At 46.8% G+C, this 21,289-nt stretch carries 19 protein-coding genes; 5 read left to right on the top strand and 14 right to left on the bottom strand.

The genetic code is table 11. The features are described 5' to 3' along the window. Positions 1–91: 91 nt before the first annotated feature. The 4 genes from QF049_RS28615 to QF049_RS28600 form a co-directional block, all read right to left on the bottom strand. Positions 92–1,720: a putative polysaccharide biosynthesis protein gene (locus QF049_RS28615; RefSeq protein WP_307542276.1), complete on the bottom strand. Its 1,629-nt coding sequence runs from the start codon at positions 1,718–1,720 to the stop codon at positions 92–94. A gap of 61 nt (positions 1,721–1,781) precedes the next feature. Continuing rightward, positions 1,782–2,222 carry a DUF456 domain-containing protein gene (locus QF049_RS28610; protein WP_047841365.1) on the bottom strand — a complete coding sequence of 147 codons (441 nt, stop codon included), beginning with the start codon at positions 2,220–2,222 and terminating at the stop codon, positions 1,782–1,784. Positions 2,223–2,277: 55 nt separating this feature from the next. Then, a complete protein-coding gene (locus tag QF049_RS28605) occupies positions 2,278–3,027 on the bottom strand; it encodes a Cof-type HAD-IIB family hydrolase (protein WP_047841303.1) in 750 nt (249 codons plus the stop codon). A 725-nt stretch (positions 3,028–3,752) separates the two neighbouring features. After that, a complete protein-coding gene (locus tag QF049_RS28600) occupies positions 3,753–4,448 on the bottom strand; it encodes a TetR/AcrR family transcriptional regulator (RefSeq protein WP_307542274.1) in 696 nt (231 codons plus the stop codon). Between the two features lie 450 nt (positions 4,449–4,898). Here QF049_RS28600 and QF049_RS28595 point away from each other — a divergent pair, with 450 nt between their 5' ends. After that, positions 4,899–6,032 (top strand): SMP-30/gluconolactonase/LRE family protein, encoded by a 1,134-nt coding sequence (locus tag QF049_RS28595; protein WP_307542272.1) that lies wholly within the window; start codon positions 4,899–4,901, stop codon positions 6,030–6,032. A gap of 148 nt (positions 6,033–6,180) precedes the next feature. On the opposite strand, the gene QF049_RS28590 is transcribed toward QF049_RS28595, so the two are convergent. The 8 genes from QF049_RS28590 to QF049_RS28555 form a co-directional block, all read right to left on the bottom strand. Then, complete coding sequence (locus QF049_RS28590) at positions 6,181–7,053, bottom strand: metal ABC transporter permease (RefSeq protein ID WP_036673312.1); 873 nt, start codon at positions 7,051–7,053, stop codon at positions 6,181–6,183. Further along, complete coding sequence (locus tag QF049_RS28585; RefSeq protein WP_307542269.1) at positions 7,053–8,012, bottom strand: metal ABC transporter permease; 960 nt, start codon at positions 8,010–8,012, stop codon at positions 7,053–7,055. Before QF049_RS28585 ends, QF049_RS28590 begins: the two co-directional genes overlap by 1 nt. A 3-nt stretch (positions 8,013–8,015) precedes the next feature. Then, entirely contained in the window at positions 8,016–8,837 is an 822-nt protein-coding gene (locus QF049_RS28580) for a metal ABC transporter ATP-binding protein (RefSeq protein WP_244898219.1), read from the bottom strand. Positions 8,838–8,865: 28 nt separating this feature from the next. Next, positions 8,866–9,810, bottom strand: a complete 945-nt coding sequence (locus QF049_RS28575) for a metal ABC transporter solute-binding protein, Zn/Mn family (RefSeq protein ID WP_307542266.1) — start codon at positions 9,808–9,810, stop codon at positions 8,866–8,868. Between the two features lie 239 nt (positions 9,811–10,049). Continuing rightward, positions 10,050–11,999, bottom strand: coding sequence for a peptidoglycan D,D-transpeptidase FtsI family protein (locus QF049_RS28570; protein ID WP_307542264.1), 1,950 nt, complete (start codon positions 11,997–11,999; stop codon positions 10,050–10,052). Positions 12,000–12,393: 394 nt separating this feature from the next. Next, positions 12,394–14,433 carry a peptidoglycan D,D-transpeptidase FtsI family protein gene (locus tag QF049_RS28565; RefSeq protein WP_307542262.1) on the bottom strand — a complete coding sequence of 680 codons (2,040 nt, stop codon included), beginning with the start codon at positions 14,431–14,433 and terminating at the stop codon, positions 12,394–12,396. A 105-nt stretch (positions 14,434–14,538) separates the two neighbouring features. Next, positions 14,539–15,684, bottom strand: a complete 1,146-nt coding sequence (locus tag QF049_RS28560) for a transglutaminase domain-containing protein (RefSeq protein WP_307542260.1) — start codon at positions 15,682–15,684, stop codon at positions 14,539–14,541. An 18-nt stretch (positions 15,685–15,702) separates the two neighbouring features. Beyond that, on the bottom strand, positions 15,703–16,185 hold the full coding sequence (locus QF049_RS28555; protein ID WP_174806458.1) for an ATPase: 483 nt from the start codon (positions 16,183–16,185) through the stop codon (positions 15,703–15,705). A 190-nt stretch (positions 16,186–16,375) separates the two neighbouring features. Here QF049_RS28555 and QF049_RS28550 point away from each other — a divergent pair, with 190 nt between their 5' ends. Both QF049_RS28550 and QF049_RS28545 read left to right on the top strand, forming a co-directional pair. Next, the gene (locus QF049_RS28550) at positions 16,376–17,551 is read left to right on the top strand and encodes an MFS transporter (RefSeq protein WP_307542258.1); all 1,176 of its coding nucleotides are present in this window, start codon (positions 16,376–16,378) and stop codon (positions 17,549–17,551) included. A gap of 526 nt (positions 17,552–18,077) precedes the next feature. Next, entirely contained in the window at positions 18,078–18,425 is a 348-nt protein-coding gene (locus tag QF049_RS28545) for a toprim domain-containing protein (protein WP_062837991.1), read from the top strand. A 75-nt stretch (positions 18,426–18,500) separates the two neighbouring features. Here the strand turns inward: QF049_RS28545 and QF049_RS28540 are convergent, their stop codons facing one another. Then, positions 18,501–19,112: an SCO family protein gene (locus QF049_RS28540; protein ID WP_124117453.1), complete on the bottom strand. Its 612-nt coding sequence runs from the start codon at positions 19,110–19,112 to the stop codon at positions 18,501–18,503. Between the two features lie 437 nt (positions 19,113–19,549). On the opposite strand from QF049_RS28540, the gene QF049_RS28535 reads away from it, so the two are divergent. Beyond that, complete coding sequence (locus QF049_RS28535) at positions 19,550–20,530, top strand: metal-dependent hydrolase (protein WP_307542255.1); 981 nt, start codon at positions 19,550–19,552, stop codon at positions 20,528–20,530. 116 nt (positions 20,531–20,646) lie between these two features. On the opposite strand, the gene QF049_RS28530 is transcribed toward QF049_RS28535, so the two are convergent. Next, positions 20,647–20,868, bottom strand: coding sequence for an alpha/beta-type small acid-soluble spore protein (locus QF049_RS28530; protein ID WP_056702318.1), 222 nt, complete (start codon positions 20,866–20,868; stop codon positions 20,647–20,649). A gap of 120 nt (positions 20,869–20,988) precedes the next feature. On the opposite strand from QF049_RS28530, the gene QF049_RS28525 reads away from it, so the two are divergent. Further along, positions 20,989–21,189, top strand: coding sequence for a hypothetical protein (locus tag QF049_RS28525; RefSeq protein ID WP_307542253.1), 201 nt, complete (start codon positions 20,989–20,991; stop codon positions 21,187–21,189). Positions 21,190–21,289: the final 100 nt, after the last annotated feature.

The following is a 21,289-nucleotide window of genomic DNA, read 5'->3' as shown; positions in this document are numbered from 1 at the left end:
CTGTCCGCTTAACAGCAGACAGAGCTTTTATCCATGAGCTTATATCCTATTTTCACAAAATATTAATGCTTGAATAATGCACTTTGTATTTTTAACCTCTTTGCCCAGCTCCACGTTGAAGACGCATAAGTGGACGAAGAATTTTTTGCAGAATACGGGGGTAACTGCCCAGCTCGTCCTTGCGCAGTACACGCAGCACAACCATGAGAACCAGATACACCACCACCACAAGCACACCAACCACAAGGCAGGTAAACAAGAAGGATACACGCGCTGGCAGGAACAGTCCAAAGATCGTATTCCCAATCCAGTTCGTTGCAAATCCTACACCTGCTGCAAGCAACACTGTAATGATAAACCCTTTCCAACGATCTCCCATGATGGAGAAATCAACGATTTTGCGAAGGACCCGCAGATTCAGGTACGTGATGACCAGGAAACAAAGGGCCGTTGCAATAATAATGCCGTAAATGCCAAAGATCGGCGCAAGGATCAGACTTGCAATCAGTTTGATCACAACACCTGCTGCGACACTGATCATTGTAATCCGTGGTTTCCCTACCCCGAGTAAAATGGAGTTGGTGGTCATCATCGTAATCTGGAAAATGGTACCGAATGTTAACAAGGCAATGATCGGCGTTCCATCCAGATTGGTAAACAGCAATCCGTTGACCGAATACGCAGCTGCACAAAGTGCAATGACAATCGGCATACCTGTCAGAATTGAAATACGCAACGCAAGTGTAACCTGACTCTTCAGATGCGCTTCATCCTTGCGGGCAAATGCTGCCGATATGACAGGCACCAACGATTGACTCAAAGCGATAGCCAGAATCGGAGGAATACCCGCAATACTTTGGGCTTTCGCACCCAGAATCGCAAGTACACCAGTCGCTTCTTCGAGTCCGATCTGGCCACTAAGCAGTGGTACCACAAGGGATGAATCGATGAAGTTAATGGCTGGAACTGCAAGTGAGGACAACACAATTGGAATAGACAGCTTGAAGATATCACTGTAGATGCCTCGCATCGGTAACTGCTCTGCACGTTCGTAATTCAATTGGGCCGCGCGGTCGCTACGACGCAACTTCAAGGTGAAGTACAGCATGACACCAAAGGCACCCACACTTCCTAATACCCCACCAAATGAGGCACCCGCAGCAATTGTTTGGTCATCATAATTCCATTGCAGCATGACATAAGCCACGATAATGGCTGTACCTACACGGGCGAACTGTTCCACAATCTGTGAAATGCCACCCGCTGTCATGTTGCCGCGTCCTTGGAAATATCCACGCATCATCGCAATGGCCGGGAAGAGCAACAAGGCTGGAGCCAAGGCGCGAATGGCGCTGACCGATGCAGGTACTTTGGAGACATACGTGGCATAATAAGGTGCCGCGAACCATAATAAAGCAGACATGACTACCCCGGCAACAGCCGCAAAGATCAGGGCTGCACGGTAGATCTGTTGAGCTTCACCCGCGCGTCCGAGCGCATAGCGTTCCGATACCATTTTACTAAGTGTACTCGGTATGCCCGCCGTTGCTACAGTTAACAACATTAAATATACCGTATTGGAGATCGTAAACGATGCGTTACCGACATCTCCAAGGATATGCTCCAGCGGCACCCGTTGAACCAATCCGAGTACCCTCGCGATCAGCGCAGCTGCCGCCAGAATGAGCGTACCCCTAATGAATGTTTCTTTCTTAGACAAACCAATTCCCCTTCTTTCCTCCACACCGGACGTGCATCCCGTTGAAGCTAATCCTGAACGTTTAGGCGAATCTTACCACCCAGATAATAAAGAGAACAATCATGACGATTTGCAAAATAATTTTCATCACAGTACTCGTAAATAACCCCACGACCGAACCAAATCCAACTTTCGACGCTTTGGAAGGTGAAGACCCTCCGATCAGTTCCCCGATAAAAGCACCGATAAATGGTCCCAATACCAGTCCGAATGCCGGAATGACAAATGGGCCAATGATAACACCAATGGTACTCAGCGTGGTCGATAATTTGGAGCCACCGAACTTTTTCACACCCCATGCGCTGACGACATAATCAGCCACAAACAACACAACAACAATCAGAATCTGGATGATCCAGAACCACACACCAAACGGATCAAAGCTGAAGAACCAGCCGTAGACCAGAAACGCGAAGAAAATCGCTACAGCACCAGGCAGTATGGGATATACCGTTCCAGCCATCCCCACTGCAAACAGCAGCACAATTAAAATCCAGGCAATGGTTGCGAGCAAAGGTTTACTCCCCCTTCAAAATATGTTCACGGATCACTTCGACGATGCCGTCTTCATTGTTACTCGCTACGATCAGATCAGCCGCTTCCTTCACCTGCTCTTGCGCATTGCCCATTGCTACACCCAGACCCACGGCCTCAATGACAGCCAGATCATTCAGACTGTCTCCGACAGCAACAACTTCGGACATCTCGATACCCAGCAGTTTGCAGACTTCCGCTACACCACTAGCTTTGGATACGCCAGCAGGGTTGATCTCAATATTAACGGGTGAGGAATTTGTCATTTGCAGACCACCCATTTGTTGCAGTTCCATCATAATCTGGTGACGCACTTCATCCACTTCGGTATTAAAGCCGAATTTCAACCATTCCAGACCTTCAATATTGTCCGTCCAGCGATCACGGTTGAACAGCTCTTCCACGGAGTATGCCCAGTACCAGCTGTTATATTTCTCACCAATTTCCTGCATTTTGCGAATCAATGCCGGGTCCATCAGATGACGCATATGCAGATCATGCGGAGCTTTCCAGACCTCACTACCGTTAACGGTAACCATTGGTGTCTCCAGTCCAAGTTGAACCGCATAAGGCATCGCGTGGAATACGGCTCTTCCCGTTGAAAGGCACACATGTACACCCCGACGAATGGCAATCTGAATCCACTTGGCGGTCTCCTGTGTAATTTCATGATTATCGTTAAGCAATGTTCCATCCATATCCAATGCAAGCAATTTGTATTTCAGTTCACTCATACAGTAGTTCCTCCTAGGTTGTCTCTCTCTCCAAGTTGAACTCATGGATATCCATCAGGGGCATTACGCGGGCAGAAAACCTTTCGAGTGGTAGTATCTTTGTTTTAGAATTACCTTTTTCTTTAGTGTATTGAGATTATACGAGGTAACCGTTACGTGTACGGATCATCTTCCGATCGCTGTTGTCTCCGAATTCTCTAGATTCTCTCTTCTTAAAGGTTAGAAATTCGGAGACAGCGTATGCTTTCGAAGCAGCTTTCTTGCAGAAAGCTTTCAGGCGAATGCTATCGCTTCTTCAGATCGATTCCGCCCCCTTCACTACATCACCTTTGTATCTAAAGCTCATAACACCTAACATCAAGAAGTAAATTCATAAACAAATATCCCTTCTCTAGGTCCTTTCTGCCCTCTCCGTACCCAATGTATCTCCAGTTCAACTTAAAGGTTCTCTTTATCTATTTTAAACATTCTTTCACAACAAGATCGCCCGGCATCCGTAAAAACGGACGCTCCGGACGTCACAGCTAACGACATTTTACCACAGATCATCTGTATGCAACAAAATAACCCGCTCAGGATTACACTTCGAAGTTATTACATTTTATGTAATGTATAATTTCCTAAATAAAAAAACGATCCACCTCCTACAGGATGAACCGCTTTTAGCTTAACCTTTGTCACTCTGCCTGTTTTCCAGCCTAACCCGTAGCCAAGATTAAATATAATTATCCCCTGTCCGCTCCTCTGTCTGGTTTGGATACTGCAAACAAGGATTGGGACATCAAATTCATAGCTTGTTTATATACGTTATGGGCTGCCTTTACATCACCAAGGAACCCGCCCATATGCAGGTGGATTACACCGTGCAGCGATGCCCATATAGTACTGACAAGAGTTTCGGTCTCTTCCTGGTCCGAAATCTGTCCTTGCTTCTGGGCAGTGCTAATTAGAATCAGCAAGCGGTGTATGGCAGTCATCGTTCCCTGCATACTCTCTGCATCCGGCTTAAACTCGGCAAAAGCCCCTCCGAACATCAGCTTGTAGTAGCTGGTATAATTCTGCGCAAACTGCCAGAAGGCTTCCCCCAAATCCAGTAAATGATGCAAGAAGTCAGAGGACGGCGGCACTTCTTCCAAACACTTGGCGAGCAATTTGCAGCCCTCCAGATACAACTGCTGGGCCAGACCCTCTTTATTAACAAACAAACTGTAAATGATCTTGGTAGAGCAGCCCATCTTTTGCGATACTCTGCGTACAGTAACAGCCTCCGGCCCTTCTTCCTGCAAAAGGGCTGCTGCCGCATCAACCACAAGCTTACGGAGATTTTCCGTGTTTTGGAGGCGAGCTTGCTGATATGTTTTTAATGCCCGCCCCTTGGATGGTGAGGGCTTGTCTTCGTTACTGATAAGGATCACCTTCATTTAGTTATCACGTTTCTGACCGGAAACAAAGTTTCCGACTTCTAACAGGCATTCTAACCATTTGCAGAAAAGTTGTCAATGAAGTCATCCTGATAAAAAAATAATTTGACACAATTGTTTTCTTTTGGTTACTATGATTCTTATAAGAAACAGTGTTACCAAAAATGGTCTCATGCTCATTTTTTAAATTTTCATTATTTTTTTGGAGTTTAAGGTAACATTGTTTCTTTAAAAAAACGACGTATTATTTAATGCTCTTTGGGTGGAAGAATCGTAACCGTCGCGTGCAATTTCTATTTCTGTGCCAGGCTCGACGGAGATAACTCTCTCAACGTGAGTAGTACAGGGGGATAACGCCTCTGTCGGTACGAAGGACACACCGGAACATGTAGTGGCAGTTAACTGCACGCTATGAAAAACGACAACAGAAACATTATTAGGAGGATTAATATGTCAACAGAACAAAAACAACGCAAACGATCCACTGGTCAACAAATTCGTAGATGGAGCCTGACCCTGCTAGGGGTAATTGTGCTGGGAATCATTGTATTCCTGCTAATGCCCGCCCCGGTAGAACCCGCTGTTTGGTCTGCACCTACTGCTCCTTCTTTTGAGAAGGAGGGTCCCTGGAAAGAGAACAACAAACTTAGCTCCGCTGAATTGGTTACAGACCGCGCGAAGTTCCCGGAATTTATCACTTTTGATAAAGAAGGGCGACTGTATGCGGGTGACTCCGACGGCAAAATCTACAGAGTAACCTTTGACGCCGAGGACAAGGCACAGCCAGCAGAGGTATTCGCCGATACCCACGGAACACCTAACGGCCTGAAATTTGATGCTGCCGGAAATTTGATTGTGGCGGATATTCAGAAAGGGCTCCTGTCCATTGACCCGAACGGAAACATCGAAGTACTAACCACTGAAGTAGATGGGGGGCCGATCTACCTGGCGAACGAACTGGACATCGCGCAAGACGGATCGATTTATTTCTCCGATACCTCTAACTATGGCAAAGTCATGTTCAAAGAAATTGCCGAGAATAAACCGCATGGACGATTGTTGAAATATGATCCACTGACCAAGCAGACGACCGTTCTGCTTAAGGATTTATATTTTGCCAATGGGGTCGTACTGTCTGCCGAAGAAGACTTCGTGCTAGTCGCAGAATCGTATCATTATCAGTTGACCCGGTACTGGTTAAAAGGCCCCAAACAAGGCACCTCTGATATTTTTGCGGAGAATCTGGCTGGGTTTCCGGACAATATCACCCGTGACGCACAGGGACACTTCTGGGTAGGGGTATTCACAACCCGTCTGTCTTTTGCCGATTACATGCATAGTCACCCTTGGTTAGCAGCGACGATGTCCAAAGTTCCACAGTCCTTGTTAAATGGAGCCAGTGCCCCGGTGAAACACGGACTTGTTGCAGAATATGGACCAGAAGGAGAGCTTATTAGTAGTTGGCATGATCCGGAAGGAACATTGTATGGCATCACCACGGCCGAAAGCCAAGGGAAATATTTATATCTCGGAACCGCACCGGGAGGAAGCCAAGGGGTTCATCGGGTGCCTTTGAAACCGTAAGGATTGTTATATTCTTCTACCTCATTTCAACTTTAGGCATCCCAATAGCAGCTCACTCCAGCAGGAGGGGCTGCTATTGAATTTTTCTTCGTTTACAGTCCAATCAAAAAAACCGCCTGCAAAGCAGGCGGCTAACAATCTCTATGAATTAACGTGCCGCGAATTTGCGACGAGCGTATCGGAATATGATGCCGTGTTTCGGTGACAGCAGCAGTGCAAGAACAAATAAAATTCCAGCAACAGCTACCATGCAGCCCGCGATGGAAGCATCCAGGGCGTATGCCATGATGTAACCTCCAACCGAGGATGCTGCTCCGATCAGGACGGCATACAGAATCATTTTTCCCAGACGATCTGTGAGCAGATAAGCCGTCGCCGCAGGTACAATCAGCATACCCACCACGAGAATCGAACCAACACTTTCAAATGAAGCTACGGACGTCATCGAAACGAGTCCCATGAGCAGATAGTGGAACAGCACTACTGGAATGCCGCAAGCCGCAGCCAGCGCCGGATCGAAGGCACACAGCTTAAACTGTTTGTAAAACAGCCCAATGACGACAAGGATGACTAGCAAAGTAATACCCAGCATCCAGACCGCCCTCGGCCCGACATCCGTACCTCCAAGGGTTAGTGTATCCCACTGTACATAAGCGATCTCACCGAACAAAACACAGTCCAGATCCAGATCAATATGCTGGGCGTTCAGACTAATCAGAATGACACCTACTGCGAAGAGTGCAGTAAACACAATTCCGATTGAGGCATCAGACGAGAGTCCTCCCGCCTGCAAACTCTGTATGAAGAACACCGTCAGTAGTCCAAACACCGTTGCACCAAGTAGCATCCACAATGAATCCCTGGAACCGCTCCACAGGAAAGCAATCGCAATACCGGGGAGAACCGCATGGCTGATCGCATCACCGACCAGAGCCATTCGCCGCAGAATCAGAAAACAACCGAGGATGGCGCAGGCGGAAGATACCAATACGGCCGTCAAGATAATCCAAAACGTTGCCATTACACCTCCCTCCGTTCCTGCTGATTTCGCTGTACAGCGAGAGTGTGAAGTGTAGCTCGCTCTTCACGCATATATGCGGACTTCGCCTGAATACTACGCAACCGTCGAGCTAATAATCCACGACGCGGAGCAAGCAAGGCTGACCCGGCAAACAACACTGTAGCCGCAAGAACGGTTACAGGTCCTGTCGGCAGATTAGGTACAAGCGTACTGAAGATCGTGCCTGTTGCACCACTCAGTGCACCAAATATGCCTGCCAATACCACCATCAGTGCAAGTGAGTCGGTCCAGCAACGTGCCGCTGCTGCTGGGGTTACCAGCAAGGCCGCAACAAGCACGACACCAACGGCTTGTATTCCGGCCACCACCGCGATTACCGTCAAGAGCAGGATGAGCTGCTCTAACATGGCAACTGGCAGACCCATACCACGTGCAAATCCCGGGTCAAAACTCACCAGTTTGAATTCCTTGAACCAGGCAAGACAGGCAATCAGTAATACAAGACATACGCCACCCATAACATACACATCCGTCATGACCATGGATGCCGCCTGCCCAAACAAATATTTATCGAGTCCGCTTTGACTTCCGCTCGCCCCATGCTGGATGCGCGTCAGCATCACTACACCAATCCCGAAAAATACAGTCAGCACAATTCCCATCGCCGCATCCTGCTTGATTCGGGAGTAGCGTGTAATCCACGAGATTCCGAAGGTAGCGACAATACCGGCCACCAGAGCACCGAACAGGAATAAGCCTACAGACTTCGTTTCCGTCAACATAAATGCAATACAGATCCCAGGCAGAGCAGCATGAGCAAGTGTGTCTCCCATTAGGCTCTGTTTACGAAGAAAGGTGAAGGAGCCAATAATTCCACTACTGAATCCTAATAACAGACAGCCAAGCAATATCCAACGTGTATTGGGGTCAGATAAGATGGCAACGATCCAGTTCCACATGTACTACACCTGGCCTTTCTCCGTCCGGCTTCCGATCATCGCAATCCGGCCTCCGTACGTCTCTTGCAGTGTATCCGGTACAAATACTTCACTTGTTGGTCCACCTGCCACCAGTCGTCCATTGAGCAGCAGCACATGGTCGAAGTATTCCTCGACTGTCGCCAGATCATGGTGAACAACCAGTACCGTCTTGCCTTGTTTCTTCAACTGTTCCAAAAGCGAAATGATCGCTTTCTCTGTGGTGGCATCGACACCTGCAAATGGCTCATCCATGAAATACAGATCTGCGTCTTGCACGAGTGCCCGCGCCAGAAAGACACGTTGCTGCTGTCCACCGGACAGCTGACTGATCTGGCGGTACATGTAATCGCCCATGCCAACTTGCTCCAGGCAGTGTGCCGCCAGGTCCCGCTCCTTTTTCCCCGGACGACGGAACCAGCCCAGATGACCATACCGTCCCATCATCACCACATCAAGCGCATGCGTAGGGAAATCCCAGTCCACCGATTCCCGTTGTGGCACATAACCGATGCGGCGACGTTGTTCCCGGTACGATTGTCCGAAGATCCGTACCTCTCCATGCATCTTCGGTACCAGTCCCAGAACAGCTTTGATCAGTGTTGATTTCCCTGCGCCATTTGGGCCAAGAATACCGATGAGCTGTCCTTCCGGAATATCGAAGGATACGCTGCTAAGCACCGGCTTTTTGTGATACGCAACAGCCAGATCCCTCACACTAAGAGGAGCCGATGTTGGCTGCGTTCCCTGCAAGTGACTATTGTTCAGTTTCGTAGGAGTTTGTTCCAATAAAGTTGTATCTTCCATAATCCTGTAACTCCTCTCTTCATGGTCATTATTTCAGAGCTTCTACAATCGTCTCAACATTGTGGCGAATCATACCGATGTATGTGCCTTCTTCCGTTCCCTCAGCCCCCATGGCATCCGAGAACAGTTCTCCACCAATGCTGACCGTATGTCCTTTTTGAGCTGCTCCGGCAATGATGGCTTCCATCGCTTTTGCAGGCACACTCGATTCAACAAATACTGCTTTGATATGGTTATCTACGAGATAATCCCGCAGTTCGCTAACATCTTTTGCACCATATTCAGCTGCTGTACTGATCCCCTGAAGCCCCATCACTTTCATGCCATAAGCCTGACCGAAATATCCAAATGCATCATGCGCCGTAACCAATACCCGGCTTGCTTCCGGAATCTCCAGAATCTTCTCACGGACCTCGGCATCCAGTGCTTCGAGCTTCGCCAGATACGCCTCTGCCTGAGCTTTGTATTCTTCCGCATGGTCCGGGTCCGCCTCCACGAGCGTATCGCGTACGGCTTCTGCCGCATGCATCCAGTGGCTGACGTTAAACCAGACGTGTGGGTCATATTCGGTACCGCCTGTATCTTTGCCTGAGTGTAACTCCTCGACTGGAATAGTCTCTGTAACAGCAGTAACCAGCTTGCTTGAGGACATTTTCTCCAAAATGTCTGTCATTTTGCCTTCGAGATGCAGTCCATTATAGAAAATGACTTTTGCTTGTTCCAGTTTGCGAATATCACCTTGGGATGCCTTGTACAAATGGGGGTCAACTCCCGGGCCCATTAGCCCGGTAACATCAACATATGCCCCGCCTACCTCACGTGCTACGTCAGCGATCATTCCCGTTGTAGCGGTTACTTGTAGCTTGCCACCACTGCTCGTCTCTGCACCACTGGAACATGCCGTAAGTACAATAACCAGAACCAGAGCCGCTAGCGTAATGAACCCCCTCTGGATACTCCTCATTTTCACCATTAACAATTCAACCGTCCCCTTTCCCTCTCCTAAAATACTTGTCTACATCTAATTTTGTTGTACAAGGTATTAAGTTTTAATCAAGACTAATAATGTTTCCCTTGTGCAAATTTTATCCGAAGCCAAAAAAAAAGGCAAGGGCTTATTTCCCCTTGCCTGTCCAAATTCATATGTTGTTCACATCATTAACCTGTTAGATATGATGTTAAACGAGCTACACCTGCCGCATTTCTTATACATTACTGGTTGTCTTTTCCTTCGTCTTTCTTACCTTTCGGCGTTCCATCTAGACCATACACTTCATCGTATGCATCGAAAATTTTCCGTGCAATCGGCGAGGCACTGACTGACCCGAACCCACCTTCCGGTACAACGACAGCGACAGCAAGCTTCGGATTGTCCCGTGGTGCAAAGGCTATAAATACACCATTCTCTTTCTTGTTCGGTCCGGTCCCCTGCTCTGATGTTCCTGTTTTCCGAGCATAATCGTATGGGAAACCGTCAAATGAACTTACTTTGGTAACCATTCCTTTATGAACTTCATTCCAGTACGCATCGGCAAAATCAACTTCATTGAGCACCTTAGGTTTGATCTCTTTCACCACATTGCCGTCCGCATCACGGATTTCCTTCACCAGATGTGGTTCCATCCGCTTGCCCTTATTGGCAAGCATGGTCGTGTATTGGGCGAGTTGCATGGTGGTGTACTTGGCTTGTTGTCCAAATGAGGCAAACGCCAAACGTGTTAGAGCTGATTCGTCTTTATTTTTATATTCTAGCCTACCCAGAAATTCATTAGGCAGATCTACACCAGTGGACACACCCAAGCCAAATTCCTGCATGTGTTTGTGCCAGACATCGATGCCTTTCTCTGAGCCATAATTACGTAACAAACGTTTACCCACCATATCAATCATGAAGGCATTGGAGGATTTCTCAATCGCTCTTCTCGCCGTAATAGAACCATTATAAGCAGAATGCGAGTTCTTCACTTGTCGTCCGTCTTTCCCCAAAACCGCATATCCCTGATCGTGATAGGTCTCTCCTGGTGTAAATAATCCCTCTTTTAATCCAATAAGCACACTTAGCGGCTTGATTACTGATCCAAGAAGTACAACGGATTCCGCCCGACTAGGCTTGTCATCATTCGGTGGGAACGACTCGGTGGTTCCATTCCGGAACACATATTTGATTTTGTCATAATCCCAATCGTTCGGATCATAATCCGGCATACTCGCCATAGCCACCACATTCCCCGTATCCACTTCCATGGCTACTGCGTATCCGGTAATTGCCTTAGGGAGTCTTCGCAATTCGTCCGTTATTGCTTCTTGTGTGGCCATCTGAATTTCCTTGTTAATGGTGGAAACCAGACTGTAGCCTTTCTCCGGTGGTGTTTGTAACATCGTTCCATCTGGCAGATTACGTGCGTCAATATCAATGGACTGATATCCGCTTCGTCCACGGAGTTCTTCCTGGTATTGCAGCTCAAGCCCATCGAACCCAACCTTCTCTTCTTCATGATAGACAAGCCCTGGATCACGCTGGGTACTTGCCCCTTCACGGATGGCCTTATATTTGGCAATGGAATCTGGTGCACGTTTGAACTCTCTGGTGTAACCCACAACCTGAACCGCTACGCCATCCGGGTCATATTTTCTTATGTTTTCTTCCAGCACCATAACGCCCGGATAATCCGCTTTTTTCTCCATGAAAAAGGCAATTTCTTTGGTCGATAGATCCGACTTCACCAGCCGCGGCACATATCCAAACGTTTTCTGGTAATCCAGATCCAATCGTTTGATGATCTCTTCCGCATCCGGCTGCTCTTTGTCCCCTGGATTAAACTGCTTAAACACAGCCGCCAGATCATGAGCCAGTTCCTCTGCTTCCTGTCTACGTTCATCGTTCCGATAATCCTCATATAACAGCACATACAGGGACTGTACAGGTTCGGAATAAGCCAGCGCGACTTCCCCTGTCGCATCATAGATGGGACCACGAACAGGTGCGAGTGGAATGTCTTTGGTATTACGACTCGTTTCCATATACGTCAGTTCAGGACCTTCTACAAACTGCACAAAGGCCAACCTGAAAATAAGGATACTGAATATGACAAATGCCGCGAAAAAAAACAGATTCAGCCTTGCGGTGGAAGGCTTGTTGACGGGTGTATCTTCCTCAGTCATGGGTTTCTTCCTCAATCGGTTAAACATGTTTTAAGCCTCTCCCGTTCCTCTATAAAAATAAAATATGTAATCCGTATTGTGAACGTGTTCAATCCAATATTTAATCCTTTCTCATACAAGTCTACCAAAGGTTAGCTGTCACGTCTTTCAATTTTTGGTTACATTTTCGTAAACAGAAACGTTGCACTACCCCATCTACCGATTTCAATGTAAACACTGACATATCAACGTTGTCCCGTTCTCCAGATCGCGTTTACCCTTCCCTTATATAAACGTGATACAGCTCATATGGTTACATATTAATGCAACTAATTAGTTCACTCTTACGATCATTCTCCACGTAAAACAAAAAAGAGGACCCACGAAGGGTCCCCTCTGTAACCAATGCCTCACATCACTGTGTGCCTGATTCCGAATCTGAATCTTTATTTTTGTCTTTCTTCGGTACACCGTCGAGACCGAATTCCTCGTCATAGGCATCGAAGATCGCACGTGCAACCGGAGCCGCACTGCTCGAACCAAAGCCCCCTTCGGGAATAACCACAGCGACAGCAAGCTTTGGATTATTACGTGGAGCATAGGCGATAAATACCCCGTTATCAACGGGTTTTCCACCTACTACCTGTGTCGATGTTCCTGTTTTTCTGGCAAAGTCATAAGGGAATCCACTAAATGCCGAAACTTCGGTGGCCATGCCTCGTTGCACTTCATTCCAGTAGGCGTCGTTAAACTCTACCGTGCTGAGTACCTTCGGTTTTACCTTCTCGACCACATTGCCTTCCGAATCACGGAACTCCCTAACCAGTTGTGGCTCCATACGTTTACCTTTATTCGCCAGCATCGTCGTGTACTGAGCAAGCTGCATCGCTGTATATTTCCCTTGCTGACCAAAGGAGGCATACACCAGCTTGGTCAAAGAACTCTCGATACTGTCCGGACCATATTCTTTGCGCCCAAGATATTCATTAGGCAGGTCAACACCTGTGGAGATACCTAACCCAAATTTCTCCATGTATTCGTCCCACACGTCGACACCCTTTGCACCATACTTGGAATAAAGCTTTTTACCAATTTCGTCAATCATGAACACGTTCGAGGAATGACGAATCGCATCACGAGGATACATTGCACCATACACATGCCCTGATGAGTTCTGCACTCTGCGATTGTCTCCACCAAAGGTCGTTGAACCTCTATCCGAATATACGGTATTTGTAGTGAAGAAACCTTCTTTCAAACCGATCAATACACTGAGCGGTTTAATTGTGGAACCAAGCAATACAACAGATTCCGCCCGTTTACCTGAATCGTCTGGCGGGAATCCACGAATAGTACCATTTTGATAGATATATTTTATTTTATCGTAATCTTCCGTGCTTATACCGCCAGTTCTCCATACGTTAGTATCATAATCCGGCATACTGGCCGCAGAAACAATTTTCCCAGTATCCACTTCCATAGCAACCGCAAAGCCTGTTTTGGCGTTCGAGTGTAATTTACCCGACACTGGGTTCCGATGAAGCCAACTCAACTGATCCAGAATGGCCTGTTCTGTTTTCATCTGAACGTTCTTGTTAATGCTGGAAATCAGGTCGTAACCTTTCTGCGGCGGGGTAGAACCTGCTACACCTTCAGGCAAATTACGCAAATCAACATCAACGGATGTATATCCGCTTTTGCCGCGGAGAGCATCCTGATATTGCAGTTCCAGTCCATCAAAGCCTACAAATTCATTCTCCGTATACACCAGGCCCGGATCCGTTTGCGTTTTATTGGCCTCGTCCACCTCTTTGTATTTATCCAAGGACTTCGAACTTCTGAACTTCTTCAGATAACCGATGGTCTGAACCGCTACCGTATCCGGATCGTAGAATCGTACACTCTCCTCGACGATCTGAATACCTTTGAACTCATCCTTATGTTGCAGGAAATAAGCGACTTCTCCCTCGGACAGATCACTCTTGATCAGACGCGGCATAAAACCGTTCGCTTTGCGGGAGTTCAAGTCCATCTCTTCAATAATTTTCTCCACTGTAAGTGACTCTGAATCCTTCAGCTTGTACTGTTCAAATACATCATGCAACCGGGTTGCAATATCCTGCACTTCCCCTATGTTAGGATTTGGTTTCCCATCAACATCCCCATAGTTTTTATACAGCGTCAAGTATAGCGACTGAATGGGCTTGGAATAAGCCAGCTTCACTTCACCTGTGGAATCATAGATCGTGCCTCTCACAGGAGGAAGTGGTACATCCTTGGTAATGTTACTGGCTTCTTCCTGACTAAGCTCCGGCCCTTCCACGAATTGCAAAAAGGCCAAGCGTACAATAATAACGCTAAAAATAACAAAGGAAGCGAAGAAAAATACGTTCATTCGGTAACTGAAGCGCCGTTTGTCCGTAAGTTCATCCTTCTCATTGGAATGTTTTTTCATCCATCCTACCTCTTTCATGACTTGATGCATACCGCTCAAACTGATTCTTCACGGCATGATAACCTGGCAACGTCGTCATATTCCGGACCCTTGTCCGTTGTATTGCTAAGCTGATTGATCCTTTAGATGGGTGTCGGCAAAATTCGGAGGATTAAACCAGTCTCCACTGATCGCCCATGTCGGGTCAAGCGGAACCCAGCTCTCGGAATCACTCAAATACACCTCATTCCACGCATGCGGACCGTACCCTCCCTGGCCGTTATAACCAAGCCCTGTAACAACTTTGACTTCAAGTCCTTGTGAACGGGCCATTACGGCGTAAAGACGGGCATAATCAATACATACGCCTTTGCGTGTATCAAATGTATTCTGTGGATTCTGTTCATGCCATATGCCCTTTTGCTCATAGTCATCCACTTTACCATAGTCATACTGAATACGTGAACCTACCCAGTCGTATAGCGCTCTTGCTTTGGCTTCATCTGTCGATTGGCCTTTGACAATCTCAATCGCGGCTGATTCAATATCCGTCGGAATATTATGGTCAATGACTTCATATTTGCGTTGCAGGATGCCGCCCAATTCCTTCTGCACAGCCTGCGTAAATACGGGTAGCTTGTCCTTGATAAACGTGCCAGACAACGGTTCGATAACCGATTTGGCCCCTTGCATATAGATCGGAGATGCTTCCACATATCGGCTGAACATGCTCCCGGGGTAAAGACTGACAATCATGAACAAGACCGCAATGACAATCATACCGCGGACGGAGCCTATGATCGTGCCAATGAATGCACCCGTCAACCGACTAAACATACCTTTAGGCGCACTTTCCTCGGCTGACCCCTGCCTGCTGCTAAAAATAAATGAAGAGAGAAACCCGAGAATCAGTCGGATGAGTCCATAGCTTAATACAAATAACACAGCGAACCGCATTAGTGGAAAATCTGCAATCGCCGTAACCAACGTATAATACATCTGTTCCCACCGGTTCAACTCACGATTAGGCATGGCAGAAGCATACTCAGACAGCCACTGCTGTACATATGGTGCAAGCCACAATGTTAAACCGATCGACAACAGAATACCAATGACCGCCATAATGCCATCCATCAGGAACCCAAAGAGTCTGCCTGCTGAACGCGAAGCCCCTCTGGACCAACCCTGCAATAATGAAGCAGCCACAATCAGCAACAGCATAATCGTGATGCCATTCAATTCCTTCAGGCTGTCCAGCCAATTCTGCAGCACGTACCGATTCCCCCTTTACTACGATGCTGGTGCTGTTTTGTTCTCCTGTGCCTGTTCGACAAACGTACGTATAGTTTCATTGTCGAGTTTCCATTCGCCAAGTGAAATTCCGCGGAAGGTCACATCAACTTTATCCGATTGAGTTCTGCCCTTAATCTCCACATTGGGACTTGTGATGGTGAACGCTCCATCCTGTCCTTTGACGTATTTCGCTTTGGAAGCCTCTTTAAGCATCATGCTGGTTGCTTCCTTCTTCAATGTGTCCATCGTGCTGGATTGTACGTCTGTCACTGTCTGTTTGATCTGATCAATGGAGATGCCGCTGTATATCAGTAGAGCCGCAATAATGATGATGGCAATCGCCCATTTCAATACGGTTTTGACCACATTCAGAACAAAGAACAATATGATCAATGCAACCACGATCACCAGCCAGTTCTGCATCACAAACTCTTTGATTACTTCTATGTTCATGACTACACCTTCCGTATTAGAATTCATTCGTAACACTCCCGAATATTATACATGATTTCCGAAGCTGCTGTCAGCTAAGCCCTCTCCCTTAAAAATAAACGGTCTAAGTTCGTCCCGCCGGGCGTACAAGTAGTACCATGAGGTTCTGCCGGGCGAACGGGGAACACGTTCAAGACCTGTAGTTTGAACAAGCATCGCTTAACAAGGAGGGGCTTATGTGAAAACGGCCATCTGGCTATACCTGTTTTTGTTCCTTGCTGTATTTGATCTGCACGCCCAGTATCCCATTCTGACCCCTTTTGCCATCTCGCTGGGAGCCGCCCCTACCTTCATTGGCTGGATGATGGGCATCTATTCCTTAACGCATCTTCCTGGCAATCTGATTGCTGGAACACAAATCGATAAACATGGCAGTCGCCGCTACATTGTATTCAGTCTGCTCGGTGCAGGATTCATCCTGCTCCTGCAAGCCTATGTCCAGACACCATGGCAACTGCTGGCGCTGCGTTCCATCAGCGGGTTTGTGCTGGCCTTCCTGTCTCCTGCATGTCTCGCCCTGCTTGCACAGTTATCCAGCGATCCGGTGAAACAGGGGAAGTATATGTCAGGTCATGGGGTAGTACATACCCTCGCATCTGTGGTATCGCCAGCAGCCGGTGCGATCATTGTGGGTTCCATGGGATTCTCTGCTACATTCTCAGGATTGGGCTATCTGCTTATTCTCACAGGTGTCATTGCTTTTATGACCATGCCCCGCGGCATCATCAAGCAGCATGAGAAAGTAACGGTACCTGCCAAACCTGACGTTTTACCAGCAGATGCCACAAGTGCATTCCTGCCGGTGTCCTGGCGATACTTTGCCTTGCCTCTGGTGATTGCCTGTGCTCAAGGGATTCTCTTCTTCGAATTACCCCTGCGGGGAGGAGGACAATCGTCCATCATGTCTACCGGACTGCTGTTCTCTATAATCAGTATTGGGGCACTCTTCACACTCAGCATGTTATTCCTCAACCGGTATTCCCCCAAGCTGCGTCTGGTTGCGGGCGTGCTGTTAATGTCCTTGTGTTTTTTTGTGATGGCAGCCATTCCGCAGGTTCCGTTGTCCACCGTATTATTTGTACTTGGGATGTCCAAAGGCATCATCTTTCCAGCTATGGCAACCCTATTTATCCGTCTGAGCGGAGGAAGCAAGTTGGGCCGCATTTTCTCGCTGCAATCCATTGCCACCTCCATCGGCTCTTTCATCGGCCCCATCACAGCCGGGCAACTTCGTGTCGGGTTATCACCCTATTTCATCGCCTTTGTTTTATTAATGATTGGTATGCTACTGCTTCCATACTATACATCCAGACGCGAAGCCTCCCTCGCTGATCCAAAAAGTATATTGAATTAGGCCTGTATCAAGCTCTTCTTCCCTACCGTTATGATAGCAATTAGGCCAGTATTTTCATTAGCTTTGCATCATTCCCCCATTTACAGCTAAACTATATAAAATGGACTAACGTTTTACACACGAACGGAACGACCTAGGGGGCATAAGCGCTGTCTTCAAGATTTCAACTTTTTCTTAAATATCATCATTAGATATGCACGATCATTGGAAGTAGTGAAGGGGACGGAATCGATTTTGAAGAAGCGGTAGCGTTCGCCTTTGTCTCCATATTTCAACCTATAAAAAATAAAATCAATCAGAAATTTGGAGACAACAGCGATCGAAGGAACGATCCGTAACCGTAACGACCACTACTGATCAGAATTAATTCCTGATGTATGTGAAGAAGAATTTAGAAATCAGACGTGCTCCTGTCCGCGTGGTGAACAGTGTAAAGAAAGGAGTCCATTTTATATAATCAGTCGATTTTCGCTGCAACATTTCCCGGGGAATGTCGACATAAGCTCTCGAACAAGAGGTGAATATCATGCCTATTCATGTCATTGTGGAAGGTAAGAATGACCGAAGCAAACTGAAACGTTTGGTTGGACCCGAAATCAACATTCTATGTACGTTTGGAACACTTAATTCCCTCAAGTTGGAGACCCTGCGCAAGCAAGTCGGTTATGATGAAGTCTTTTTATTTATGGATAATGACAGTTCCGGCAAAAAAATTAGAGGTGTACTTCGGGATGCTTTCCCGGATGCAGTACAGATGTATACTAGACGAGGATATGCGGGTGTGGAAGGAACACCTGATGAGTATATCATTGCCCAACTGGAAAAGGCCGGGTTAGAGACATACATCCAATACCCTGAACATCCTTCCTTTTAAAATGAAATACCAAAAGGCTGCCTTTGGGTTGATATCCAACCTGAAGGCAGCCTTTTCAGTATGATGATCAGATGATTATTCCTTGATCAGATTACGAATATCCTCTGCAATGACAGCTGGCACAACGTCCTCTGTATTAAATGCGTTATATACCTTGCGCAGCTGGTTGTTCTCATCCACCAACCCGATCATGTTCATATGGGCAAAATCGTCCTTATTCTCTCCTTCGATCAGGATCTGGAATGAATCCCTGGCCAACTGTTTGGTTTTGTCCATATCCCCTCGCAAGAAGTACCATCCGGAATAATCCGCGTGGAAGCGGTCCGCAAACGTCTTAATCTTCTCTCTTGTATCGACTTTCGGGTCGAATGAAATGGAGACAAATGAGACATCTTTACCGAAGGTGTCGTCCTCTTTCAACAGATCCTGCACCTGGGATAATGTAAACGTCGTAATCGGGCAGACATCCGGACAACTGGTGAAATAAAAGTAGAACAATCGGACTTTCCCTTGAGTATCCTCCAGTGATACCGTACTGCCATCTACATTTTCCATGGAAAAGGATTGGATTTCACGAATCTCGGGTAATTTTTCCTTACTGGCAAATACGGTGCCCCACATCAGATACACAGCCATTATCAGTGCGAGCCCGAGCAGCATCCATGTCCATTTGTACTTTTTCAGCATCTTCCTCGTCCCTTCTATATCTTCTCTTATGAATACGCATACATATGTGAACCCAAAATCACGTTTGTTTCGCTTTATCCATACTACTGTGACATATGTATTCAAAGAAACCTACTTATTATGAGATTCTATATTATTGTAACGGTTAAAAGGAACAATGCCCATAAATTATTTTAGTGTTGTATATCATTCGAATAGTATCGTACGTTCTCTGGCGCTTTTTCTCACTGTATCCGATATAAAGTTTATCATAGGAACTGCCAAAATAGTTTGACAAACTACGTACATTTATTGGGTATGTCACAGGAAATTGTCATAACTTCGAAATTAGGGATGTTTTGCATCCTGACAGACGGATATTATACACTATATATGGGTATCACCTAGATAGAGAAGTAATATGCCTTAGAACGATACACCACACAAAGGAGACGTTTATGGATACCTCTACACATTTTGTCATGGGGATTGGTTTAGCCGGTCTGGCTTATGTCGACCCTGTTGTCGCGGCTAGTCCCATGCTTGCAGCTGCGGTAATGGTTGGCACGATCGCCGGTTCCCAGGCCCCTGACATCGATACTGCGTTACGTCTCAAAAGCAATTCGCTTTACATTCGGAATCATCGGGGCTTGTCACACTCTCTGCCATTTCTCCTGTTATGGGTTTTGCTCATCACCGGCGTCATTGCACTGATATTCCCTGGTGTCCCTATGGGTCACGTTGCCACCTGGACCGCTGTGGCCGTAGGCTTTCACGTATTCACCGATCTGTTTAACACCTATGGAACCCAAGCCGCCCGGCCTTTTACGGAACGCTGGATCGCCTGGAACATCATTCATATTTTTGATCCGTTTCTATTCACTACACATGTCATAGCTATCTTGTTATGGGCCTTTGATCTGATCGCCCCTGCGCCACTCTTCGTTACGTTGTATAGTTTGACCGGTTTATATTATATATGGCGAACGATTGCTCGTGCACAAGCAGTCAGAAAAGTTAGACGTCTCGACAACAGCCCAGAGCAGGCAAGATACATCGTCATTCCAACGATATCCTGGAACCGCTGGCATGTGGTTAAACGAGTTGAGGACGGCAGTTATGTGATCGGTAAAATGGATGGTTCTAATCTGGTATGGAGTCTGCACGCCTCGTCTTCTACTCATGCCGCCGTTGCTGCTTCACGCAAATCACCGGAAGTCAGCGCCTTCCTCTATTTCACCTCCTATGCGGTGGCAGAGGTAGAAGAACTGCCTGCCGGTTACAAGGTCCGCTGGGCAGATGTACGTTATCGACACCGAAAACAATATCCATTTGTCGCTGTAATTGTGATGGATCGGAATTTTGAGACGATTGATACTTATGTAGGCTGGTTAAGCGATGAGAAAATGGATAAAAAACTTTTATCTGCTCGCCCTTGACGAAGTGAGCATGGCAAGGCAAAATCAGACATAGGAACTGATACGCGAGAAAGCCCGGAGCGTTTCCGCTCCGGGCTTTCTGTTTATCCTGTTTTGTTGCTGTTGGTTAAGATAAATTATTTGCCAGACCCAGCCAGAGACTGCTCAGCGATTTGTACCAGACGTTTGGTGATATATCCACCCAAAGATCCTGTTTCACGGGAAGTGTAGTTACCATAGTAACCGTCTTGTGGGATAGTTACACCCAGTTCCTGTGCAGCCTCCATTTTCAATTGTTGCAGTGCTGCAGTCGCTTGAGGTACCACCAAGTTGTTTGAAGAACGAGATCCTTGAGCCATAATTTATAATCTCCTTTCAATCTGTGTCTGTAATGTATTGCAAGCTTGCAAGATTATTATGGCTCGTACGCTTCAGGTTATACGGAATTTTACTAAATTTGTAGATGGAGGTTTTTCCCAATGAGTAAAGGCTTATCCTTATGGTTCGCATTCTCTTCGATTATTTTGTTAACGGTTTCAGCAATTATGATCTCCTACTCCGGTTGGTTTGCTGCACTGATATTTGTCCTGTCCATTGCCAACATTGGCTGGGGATTCGTGATTCGTGCCACAAAAGAACGTCAGGAAGTTCGCTCGGCTGCTTCAGAGCCCACTTCTTGAGCAGGTCATTTGATAGTTCAATAATGAACGCACAAATAAAGAGGAGTCCTTCAATAGGGCTCCTCTTTATTCATGTTAACTATTCAATGCGTGAAATATG

The sequence above is a fragment of the Paenibacillus sp. W4I10 genome, assembly GCF_030816325.1.
Taxonomy (GTDB): Bacteria; Bacillota; Bacilli; order Paenibacillales; family Paenibacillaceae; genus Paenibacillus; species Paenibacillus amylolyticus_B.
The sequence above is the reverse complement of the archived record's forward strand: the minus strand, read 5'-3'. Positions and strand labels throughout refer to the sequence as shown.

Bases quoted from the DNA above. Each gene is read 5' to 3' on its own strand.
- QF049_RS28595 (WP_307542272.1), top strand. From the start codon at position 4,899: ATGTCAACAGAACAAAAACAACGCAAACGATCCACTGGTCAACAAATT.
- QF049_RS28610 (WP_047841365.1), bottom strand. From the start codon at position 2,222: ATGGCTGGAACGGTATATCCCATACTGCCTGGTGCTGTAGCGATTTTC.
- QF049_RS28530 (WP_056702318.1), bottom strand. From the start codon at position 20,868: ATGGCTCAAGGATCTCGTTCTTCAAACAACTTGGTGGTACCTCAAGCG.
- QF049_RS28570 (WP_307542264.1), bottom strand. From the start codon at position 11,999: ATGACTGAGGAAGATACACCCGTCAACAAGCCTTCCACCGCAAGGCTG.
- QF049_RS28605 (WP_047841303.1), bottom strand. From the start codon at position 3,027: ATGAGTGAACTGAAATACAAATTGCTTGCATTGGATATGGATGGAACA.
- QF049_RS28545 (WP_062837991.1), top strand. From the start codon at position 18,078: ATGCCTATTCATGTCATTGTGGAAGGTAAGAATGACCGAAGCAAACTG.
- QF049_RS28580 (WP_244898219.1), bottom strand. From the start codon at position 8,837: ATGGAAGATACAACTTTATTGGAACAAACTCCTACGAAACTGAACAAT.
- QF049_RS28565 (WP_307542262.1), bottom strand. From the start codon at position 14,433: ATGAAAAAACATTCCAATGAGAAGGATGAACTTACGGACAAACGGCGC.
- QF049_RS28540 (WP_124117453.1), bottom strand. From the start codon at position 19,112: ATGCTGAAAAAGTACAAATGGACATGGATGCTGCTCGGGCTCGCACTG.
- QF049_RS28535 (WP_307542255.1), top strand. From the start codon at position 19,550: ATGGATACCTCTACACATTTTGTCATGGGGATTGGTTTAGCCGGTCTG.
- QF049_RS28600 (WP_307542274.1), bottom strand. From the start codon at position 4,448: ATGAAGGTGATCCTTATCAGTAACGAAGACAAGCCCTCACCATCCAAG.
- QF049_RS28525 (WP_307542253.1), top strand. From the start codon at position 20,989: ATGAGTAAAGGCTTATCCTTATGGTTCGCATTCTCTTCGATTATTTTG.
- QF049_RS28575 (WP_307542266.1), bottom strand. From the start codon at position 9,810: ATGGTGAAAATGAGGAGTATCCAGAGGGGGTTCATTACGCTAGCGGCT.
- QF049_RS28585 (WP_307542269.1), bottom strand. From the start codon at position 8,012: ATGTGGAACTGGATCGTTGCCATCTTATCTGACCCCAATACACGTTGG.
- QF049_RS28555 (WP_174806458.1), bottom strand. From the start codon at position 16,185: ATGAATTCTAATACGGAAGGTGTAGTCATGAACATAGAAGTAATCAAA.
- QF049_RS28590 (WP_036673312.1), bottom strand. From the start codon at position 7,053: ATGGCAACGTTTTGGATTATCTTGACGGCCGTATTGGTATCTTCCGCC.